The sequence below is a fragment of the Pseudomonas sp. 51_B genome, from assembly GCF_017491595.1.
GTDB lineage: Bacteria > Pseudomonadota > Gammaproteobacteria > Pseudomonadales > Pseudomonadaceae > Aquipseudomonas > Aquipseudomonas promysalinigenes.
On record NZ_JAFGYW010000008.1, the window covers coordinates 183152 to 191874 of the forward strand.

Below are 8723 nucleotides of genomic sequence, written 5' to 3' on the forward strand. Positions count from 1 at the left end.
GGAGACACCGTCATGTTGCATATTTTCTGTCCCCACTGCGGCGAGCTGCGCTCCGAAGAAGAGTTCCACGCCTCTGGCCAGGCACACATCGCCCGCCCGCTGGACCCAAACGCCTGCTCCGACCAGGAGTGGGGCACCTACATGTTCTACCGTGACAACCCACGCGGTATTCACCACGAACTGTGGGACCACGTTGCCGGCTGCCGCCAGTACTTCAACGTCACCCGCGACACCGTGACCTACGAAATTCTGGAAACCTACAAAATTGGCGAGAAGCCGCAAGTGACCGCCAGCGGCAAAGCCGCAAGCGTAGCGTCCACCGCTAAAGGCCAAGGGGAAAAAGTATGAGCCAGACCTATCGCCTCGCCAGCGGCGGCCGTATCGACCGCAGCAAGGTCCTGAACTTCACCTTCAACGGCAAGACCTACCAGGGCTATGCCGGTGACAGCCTGGCCGCCGCGTTGCTGGCCAACGGCGTCGACATCGTAGGCCGTAGCTTCAAGTACTCGCGCCCACGCGGGATCATCGCCGCAGGCACCGAAGAGCCGAACGCCATCCTGCAGATCGGCTCCAGCGAAGCCACCCAGATCCCCAACGTGCGTGCCACCCAGCAGCCGCTGTACGCGGGCCTGGTCGCCACCAGCACTAACGGCTGGCCGAACGTCAATAATGACGTCATGGGCATCCTGGGCAAGGTCGGCGGCAGCATGATGCCGCCGGGCTTCTACTACAAAACCTTCATGTACCCCAAATCGTTCTGGATGACTTACGAGAAGTACATCCGCAAAGCCGCCGGCCTTGGCCGCGCACCTTTGCAAAACGACCCAGACACTTATGACTACATGAACCAGCACTGCGACGTGCTGATCGTCGGTGCTGGGCCTGCTGGCCTGGCCGCTGCGCTGGCCGCTGCCCGCAGCGGTGCCCGCGTGATCCTGGCTGACGAGCAGGAAGAGTTTGGTGGCAGCCTGCTCGACACCCGCGAAACCCTCGATGGCAAGCCTGCCGCCGACTGGGTGCATGCCGTGGTCAAAGAGCTGGAAAGCCTGCCGGAAGTGACCTTGCTGCCACGTGCCACGGTCAACGGCTACCACGACCATAACTTCCTGACCATCCACGAGCGCCTTACCGACCACCTCGGCGACCGTGCCCCGATCGGCCAGGTACGCCACCGCGTGCACCGTGTCCGCGCCAAGCGCGTGGTGCTTGCTGCCGGCGCCCACGAGCGCCCGCTGGTGTACGGCAACAACGACCTGCCGGGCAACATGCTGGCCGGCGCTGTGTCCACCTACGTTCGCCGCTACGGCGTCGCCCCGGGCCGCAAGCTGGTGCTGTCGACCAACAACGACCACGCCTACCGCGCAGCGCTGGACTGGCACGACGCAGGCCTGCAGGTGGTCGCGATCGCCGACGCCCGCCACAACCCACGCGGCTCGCTGGTTGAAGAAGCCCGTGCCAAAGGCATTCGGATTCTCACCTCCAGCGCGGTGATCGAGGCCAAAGGCACCAAGCACGTCACCGGCGCCCGCGTGGCGGCTATCGATGTGCAGGCGCACAAGGTCACCAGCCCCGGTGAAACCCTCGAATGCGACCTGATCGCCACCTCCGGCGGCTACAGCCCGATCGTGCACCTGGCTTCGCACTTGGGCGGTCGCCCGGTGTGGCGTGAAGACATCCTCGGTTTCGTACCGGGTGATGCCCCGCAAAAACGCGTTTGCGTCGGTGGCATCAACGGCGTCTACGCCATGGGCGATGTGATTGCCGATGGCTTCGAAGGCGGTGTTCGCGCAGCCACCGAGGCCGGCTTCAAGGCCACGGTCGGCAGCCTGCCGAAAACCGTTGCGCGCAAGGAAGAGGCCACCGTGGCACTGTTCCAGGTGCCCCACGACAAAGGCACCGCCCGCGCACCCAAGCAGTTCGTCGACCAGCAGAACGACGTGACCGCCGCCGCCATCGAACTGGCCACCCGCGAAGGCTTCGAATCGGTCGAGCACGTCAAGCGCTACACCGCGCTGGGCTTCGGTACCGACCAGGGCAAGCTGGGCAACATCAACGGCCTGGCCATCGCCGCCCGCTCGATCGGCATCACCATCCCGGAAATGGGCACCACCATGTTCCGCCCGAACTACACGCCGGTGACCTTCGGCGCAGTAGCCGGCCGTCACTGTGGTCACCTGTTCGAGCCAGTGCGTTTCACCGCACTGCATGCCTGGCATGTGAAGAACGGCGCCGAGTTCGAAGACGTTGGCCAGTGGAAGCGCCCGTGGTACTTCCCCAAGGCCGGTGAAGACATTCATGCTGCCGTGGCCCGTGAATGCAAGGCCGTGCGCGACAGCGTAGGCCTGCTGGACGCCTCGACCCTGGGCAAGATCGACATCCAGGGCCCGGATGCGCGGGAGTTCCTCAACCGCATCTACACCAACGCCTGGACCAAGCTCGACGTGGGCAAGGCCCGCTACGGGCTGATGTGCAAGGAAGACGGCATGGTCTTCGACGACGGCGTAACCGCCTGCGTCGGCGACAACCACTTCATCATGACCACCACCACTGGCGGCGCCGCCCGTGTGCTGCAATGGATGGAGCTGTACCACCAGACCGAATGGCCGGAACTGAAGGTGTACTTCACCTCGGTCACCGACCACTGGGCGACCATGACCCTGTCCGGGCCGAACAGCCGCAAGCTGCTCAGCGAGCTGACCGACATCGATATGGACAAGGAAGCCTTCCCGTTCATGACCTGGAAAGAAGGCAACGTTGGCGGCGTACCAGCCCGTGTGTTCCGTATTTCGTTCACCGGTGAGCTGTCGTACGAGGTCAACGTGCAGGCCAACTACGCCATGGGCGTGCTGGAACAGATCATCGAGGCCGGCAAGAAGTACAACCTGACCCCGTACGGCACCGAAACCATGCACGTACTGCGTGCCGAGAAGGGCTTCATCATCGTCGGCCAGGATACCGACGGTTCGATGACCCCGGACGACCTCAACATGAGCTGGTGCGTGGGCCGCAACAAGCCTTACTCGTGGATTGGCCTGCGTGGCATGAACCGCGAAGACTGCGTACGGGAGAACCGCAAGCAGCTGGTGGGCCTCAAGCCGATCGACCCGACCAAATGGCTGCCCGAAGGCGCCCAGCTGGTGTTCGATCCGAAGCAGCCGATCCCGATGGACATGGTCGGCCACGTGACCTCCAGCTATGCCTCCAACTCCCTGGGCTATTCGTTTGCCATGGGCGTGGTCAAAGGTGGCCTCAAGCGCATGGGCGAGCGTGTTTACTCGCCGCAGGCCGATGGCAGCGTGATCGAAGCGGAAATCGTGTCTTCGGTGTTCTTCGATCCGAAGGGTGAGCGGCAGAACGTCTAAGGCCCCGGATGGTGGCGCAGCCTGCAGACAGTGCTGCGCCACCCTGACGAACAAGAATTCAAGGCAGGTAAGAAATGAGCGCTATCAACGTCTTCCAGCAAAACCCCGGCGCCGAGGCCAAAGCCCAGTCGCCACTGCACCACGCCGACCTGGCCAGCCTGGTTGGTAAAGGCCGCAAGAACGCAGGCGTCACCCTGCGTGAAAAGAAATTCCTCGGTCACCTGACCATCCGCGGGGACGGGCACAACCCAGAGTTCGCCGCAGGCGTGCACAAGGCGCTGGGCCTGGAGCTGCCGGTTGCTTTGACCGTGGTGGCCAGCAACGACATGTCGCTGCAATGGATGGGCCCAGACGAGTGGCTGCTGATCGTACCCGGCGGCCAGGAACTGGCGGTCGAGCAAAAACTGCGTGCAGCCCTCGAAGGCCAGCACATCCAGGTGGTCAACGTCAGCGGTGGGCAAAGCCTGCTGGAGTTGCGTGGCCCGAACGTGCGCGAAGTGTTGATGAAGTCCACCAGCTATGACGTTCACCCCAACAACTTCCCGGTCGGCAAAGCCGTCGGCACCGTGTTCGCCAAGTCGCAACTGGTGATCCGCCGCACTGCCGAAGACACCTGGGAGCTGGTGATCCGCCGCAGCTTCGCCGACTACTGGTGGCTGTGGCTGCAGGACGCATCGGCCGAGTACGGCCTGAGCATCGAGGCCTAAGGAGAACAGAGCATGAGTCGGGCACCGGATACCTGGATTCTCACCGCCGACTGCCCGAGCATGCTCGGCACTGTCGACGTGGTGACGCGTTACCTCTTCGAGCAGCGCTGCTACGTCACGGAGCACCACTCCTTCGATGACCGGCTGTCGGGGCGTTTTTTCATCCGCGTGGAGTTCCGCCAGCCGGACGATTTCGACGAGGCCGGCTTCAGGGCCGGCCTTGCCGAGCGCAGCGAAGCGTTCGGCATGGCCTTCGAGCTGACCGCCCCTAATCACCGCCCCAAGGTGGTGATCATGGTGTCCAAAGCCGACCATTGCCTGAACGACCTGCTGTATCGCCAGCGCATCGGCCAGCTGGCCATGGATGTGGTCGCGGTGGTGTCCAACCACCCAGACCTTGAGCCATTGGCGCACTGGCACAAGATCCCTTATTACCACTTCGCCCTCGATCCGAAGGACAAGCCTGCGCAAGAGCGCAAGGTGATCCAGGTGATCGAAGAAACCGGGGCGGAGCTGGTGGTGCTCGCCCGCTACATGCAGGTGCTCTCGCCCGAGCTGTGCCGGCGACTGGACGGTTGGGCGATCAACATTCATCACTCGTTGCTACCAGGGTTCAAAGGTGCCAAGCCTTATCACCAGGCCTACAACAAAGGTGTGAAGATGGTCGGTGCAACGGCGCACTACATCAACAACGACCTCGACGAAGGGCCGATCATTGCCCAAGGTGTGGAGGTGGTGGATCACAGCCATTACCCGGAAGACCTGATTGCCAAAGGGCGTGACATCGAGTGCCTGACCCTGGCGCGGGCGGTGGGGTATCACATCGAGCGGCGGGTGTTCCTCAACGCCAACCGGACTGTCGTTCTCTAAGCACCAGCTCCGGGCTGTTCGCGGTTAAAGCCACTTCAACAGATAAAGTGCAGGCCCAAGGCCTTGCGCCCAACCCTGGGGGAGCGGCTACAGCCGCGACCAGCCCGGTGCAGTTTCCAACCGCTGATTGCCCCCTATTTCTGCCACCACACACTGCCGTTAAAAGGTATCTCCCTGTCGTTTCCAGTCAGTGCAAATTGCCGTATCAGGCCCACAATTCTCTGCATTCCAGAAACACATGCCGCCCATGGATGGCGGCGCGTTCCACCACCGCTGCATAAATACAAATCAAGCGAGGTAAGAGCATGTCTGGCAATCGTGGAGTGGTGTATCTCGGCGCTGGCAAGGTCGAAGTACAGAAGATCGACTACCCGAAAATGCAAGACCCACGCGGCAAGAAGATCGAGCACGGCGTGATCCTCAAGGTGGTTTCCACCAACATTTGCGGCTCTGACCAGCACATGGTCCGCGGCCGTACCACTGCCCAAGTCGGCCTGGTTCTGGGCCATGAAATTACCGGTGAAATCGTCGAGATGGGGCGTGATGTCGAGCGCCTGAAAATCGGTGACCTGGTGTCGGTGCCGTTCAACGTCGCCTGCGGCCGCTGCCGTTCGTGCAAAGAAATGCACACCGGTGTCTGCCTGACCGTCAACCCAGCGCGCGCTGGTGGCGCCTACGGCTATGTCGACATGGGTGACTGGACTGGTGGTCAGGCCGAGTACGTGCTGGTGCCGTACGCCGACTTCAACCTGCTGAAACTGCCGGATCGCGACAAGGCCATGGAGAAGATCCGTGACCTGACTTGCCTGTCCGACATCCTGCCCACCGGCTACCACGGTGCCGTCACCGCCGGTGTAGGCCCTGGCAGCACCGTTTATGTAGCGGGTGCCGGCCCGGTGGGCCTTGCCGCTGCTGCCTCGGCGCGCCTGCTGGGTGCGGCCTGTGTGATCGTCGGTGACCTGAACCCTGCTCGCCTGGCCCATGCCAAGTCCCAGGGCTTCGAAGTGGTCGACCTGTCCAAGGACACCCCACTGCACGAGCAGATCGTCGACATCCTCGGTGAGCCGGAAGTGGATTGCGCGGTCGATGCTGTCGGCTTCGAAGCCCGCGGCCACGGCCACGAAGGTGCCAAGCATGAAGCCCCGGCCACTGTACTGAACTCGCTGATGCAAGTGACCCGCGTGGCCGGCAGCATCGGTATCCCGGGCCTGTACGTGACCGAAGACCCAGGCGCGGTCGATGCCGCTGCCAAGATCGGCGCGCTGAGCATCCGCTTCGGCCTGGGCTGGGCCAAGTCGCACAGCTTCCACACCGGCCAGACGCCGACCATGAAGTACAACCGCCAGCTGATGCAGGCGATCATGTGGGACCGCATCAACATTGCCGAAGTGGTGGGCGTGCAGGTGATCAACCTGGATCAGGCGCCGGAAGGGTATGGCGAGTTCGATGCAGGGGTGCCGAAGAAGTTTGTGATTGACCCGCACAAGATGTGGGGGGCGGCGTAAGGTCGTAAAAAGATGCCCTCTTCTGAGGGCATCTTTGCCTAATCACGGTCTGCAGGTCTTATTTGCTTATCGTCAGGCTTACCGATCAAAGGCGATCTTTTCATCCAAGCGCATGGCAGGTCGAACCTGCGTCCTAAATCTTACCGTTTGAGGCAGTTGATGCTTGCACGGACGGCAGTGTCGGATCATGCCCATCACTCGACTACCGAAGTGTTTCTTTTTCCTCCTCGCTCTGTACAGCAAGCACCGAGCCTTTGTTATCTGTAGCCAGCAAGCCATTGCCGTCGGCTGATTGCTGCTCAGCCAGTGGCATGTCCGTCGCTCGGAAGATGCTGCGATGGTTGGCGCCTGCCTTGACAGTGACGAGTTTGTTGCCTTGGTAGAAAAAAATCGCAGGGTTCAGTGATGGTTTCATGGCGACGGCCTCTGACATAGGTGCTGATTGAGAATTATTTTCAGATAGAACACTGTTTCAGGGAGTCTTGCTGGCTAATAAGGTGCCGTAGCCTATAGCTGTCTAAGGCTGGCTATCACCTCTTGAATTGCCTCACGCTCCTCGATTACGAGTGCGATTTTTTTGTTGTAATAAGCAATTGAGGCTTCATCGCGGTTTGCCAGATAACCGTAGGACAGGTTAGGGCGGTGGTCAGAAAGTGAATGCACGAACCTATTCAGGTTATCTCGGAATTGCTTCTCTGTTTCGGCGAGCTTTTTCCGCTGCTGCGGTATGTAGGCGTTATATTGTTCGTGCAGACGTTCAAGTTTTTTTGTGCCTGGTTTAAGTTCGTTGAGAAGAGCGTCTAGTTTCTTTTGTAGATATGAGTTATAAAAAGGGGGCGACGACACTGCCTCGTCATAAGTGGGGAGAGGGGCGTCAGGATTCGCTGCATACATTTCGTTGAGTTGAGACTTTAGCTCTTTTATTTTCTTTATTTGAACTGGAGGCTTTGGGCGAAATGTATGCCCAAACAGACTACGAATGCGAATATGCCCTGAAACATCTGCATAGTTCACTGGGTCATCCCCACAATAGTTGAAAGCATTGATTCCGCCTCCGGCGAATGGGCTCAAGTTATCAGGGGCAAGAAAACGCATTAGTTTAAGACTGTAAGGTCTATAGCCGTTACCTAGCATTTGGTAGCCACTGTTTGCTTCTAGGTGTTCACCATTGAACCCCAGCAGTGTACGCGCCGATGGTAAAGTAGGGTCATGCCCATAAGGCGAATAGTTATGTATCTCATGTTTTTCCTTGCCTTTTACGGTAAGCACCGAACCTTTGCCATCGACAGCTAGCAAACCAGTGCTACTGGCTGGCTGCTGCTCGGCCAAGGGTATGTCTGCGGTGCGGAAGATGCTCCGAGGGCTGGCGTCTTGCTTGACGGTGATAAGTCTGTTGGCTTGGTAGAAAAAAATGACGCTGTTCCCAGATTTGCACATGACGTCGCCCCTTACAGCGTGGATAAATATGTTGGTCCAGTGGCTATTTTGAGCAGTTGTCAGAACATTGAAACTGGCAAAAGTGATAGGTAGCAGTGGGGCTGCAACCTGCCGATAACTGGCCCGGAACAAACCTCCAGACTTTCAGTCAAACCCCTCGTTTCCCCCGGCCACCCCGGCCCATGAGGTCCCTCCCGATGAAAGCATTCACCCTGGCAACCTTGATGACCCTGGCCGCAAGCCCGGTGTTCGCCTTCAATCTCGGTGACGCGGCCAATGCCGTCTCTGCCATGCAGAACCCGCAGCGACAAGGCCAGGTGCAAGCCCCTGCAGCGCAAGCCAATCTGCTCAATACCCTAGGCAGCCAACTGAATATCACCCCCGAACAGGCCGTGGGCGGGGCAGGGGCGATGCTGGGGCTGGCGCGCAATAACCTCAGCAGCGATGAGTACGGGCAATTGACCAAGGCTGTACCAGGGCTGGACCTCCTGTCCGGGGCCAATGCCTTGGGCGGGCTGAATGGCTTGGGGGCTTTGCTGGGAGGCGAAAAGGGCAGCCAGTCGGCGCTGGATAAGGCTCTGGGCAACGATGTGCAGAACCGCAGCGACCTGGACACCGCCTTCAAGGCACTGGGGATGGATACCGGGATGATTGGGCAGTTCGCGCCGTTGATTCTGCAGTACCTGGGGCAGCAGGGCATTGCTGGGTCGTTGCTGCAGAACCTGGGTAGCCTGTGGACTACCCCTGCGCCATTGGCTCAGCCTTCGGTCTGATGGCTGAATGCCGGCCCTATGGGGTTCAATCTGAGCCTTTTAGCGCCTGTGAGATCGAGCGCCGCCCGC

The 8723-nt window shown here is 60.3% G+C and carries 8 protein-coding genes; 6 read left to right on the top strand and 2 right to left on the bottom strand.

Going from position 1 to position 8723, the window contains the following annotated elements; genetic code table 11:
* Positions 1-12: 12 nt before the first annotated feature.
* The 5 genes from J5M56_RS12290 to fdhA all read left to right on the top strand — a co-directional run bounded on the left by J5M56_RS12290 (position 13) and on the right by fdhA (position 6444).
* Positions 13-348 (top strand): sarcosine oxidase subunit delta, encoded by a 336-nt coding sequence (locus J5M56_RS12290; RefSeq protein ID WP_060480493.1) that lies wholly within the window; start codon positions 13-15, stop codon positions 346-348.
* The gene (locus J5M56_RS12295) at positions 345-3362 is read left to right on the top strand and encodes a sarcosine oxidase subunit alpha (RefSeq protein WP_207937004.1); all 3018 of its coding nucleotides are present in this window, start codon (positions 345-347) and stop codon (positions 3360-3362) included. Before J5M56_RS12290 ends, J5M56_RS12295 begins: the two co-directional genes overlap by 4 nt.
* 74 nt (positions 3363-3436) lie before the next feature.
* Positions 3437-4069 carry a sarcosine oxidase subunit gamma family protein gene (gene soxG / locus J5M56_RS12300; RefSeq protein ID WP_060480491.1) on the top strand — a complete coding sequence of 211 codons (633 nt, stop codon included), beginning with the start codon at positions 3437-3439 and terminating at the stop codon, positions 4067-4069.
* A gap of 12 nt (positions 4070-4081) precedes the next feature.
* Complete coding sequence (gene purU / locus J5M56_RS12305) at positions 4082-4939, top strand: formyltetrahydrofolate deformylase (RefSeq protein ID WP_054903622.1); 858 nt, start codon at positions 4082-4084, stop codon at positions 4937-4939.
* A gap of 305 nt (positions 4940-5244) precedes the next feature.
* Positions 5245-6444 carry a formaldehyde dehydrogenase, glutathione-independent gene (gene fdhA / locus J5M56_RS12310; RefSeq protein WP_054903621.1) on the top strand — a complete coding sequence of 400 codons (1200 nt, stop codon included), beginning with the start codon at positions 5245-5247 and terminating at the stop codon, positions 6442-6444.
* Positions 6445-6646: 202 nt separating this feature from the next.
* Here fdhA and J5M56_RS12315 read toward each other — a convergent pair whose 3' ends face one another.
* Positions 6647-6859: a hypothetical protein gene (locus tag J5M56_RS12315; RefSeq protein WP_207937005.1), complete on the bottom strand. Its 213-nt coding sequence runs from the start codon at positions 6857-6859 to the stop codon at positions 6647-6649.
* 92 nt (positions 6860-6951) lie between these two features.
* Positions 6952-7881, bottom strand: a complete 930-nt coding sequence (locus J5M56_RS12320; RefSeq protein WP_207937006.1) for an RHS repeat-associated core domain-containing protein — start codon at positions 7879-7881, stop codon at positions 6952-6954.
* 197 nt (positions 7882-8078) lie between these two features.
* On the opposite strand from J5M56_RS12320, the gene J5M56_RS12325 reads away from it, so the two are divergent.
* Positions 8079-8654: a DUF2780 domain-containing protein gene (locus J5M56_RS12325; protein WP_186478435.1), complete on the top strand. Its 576-nt coding sequence runs from the start codon at positions 8079-8081 to the stop codon at positions 8652-8654.
* Positions 8655-8723 lie beyond the last annotated feature (69 nt).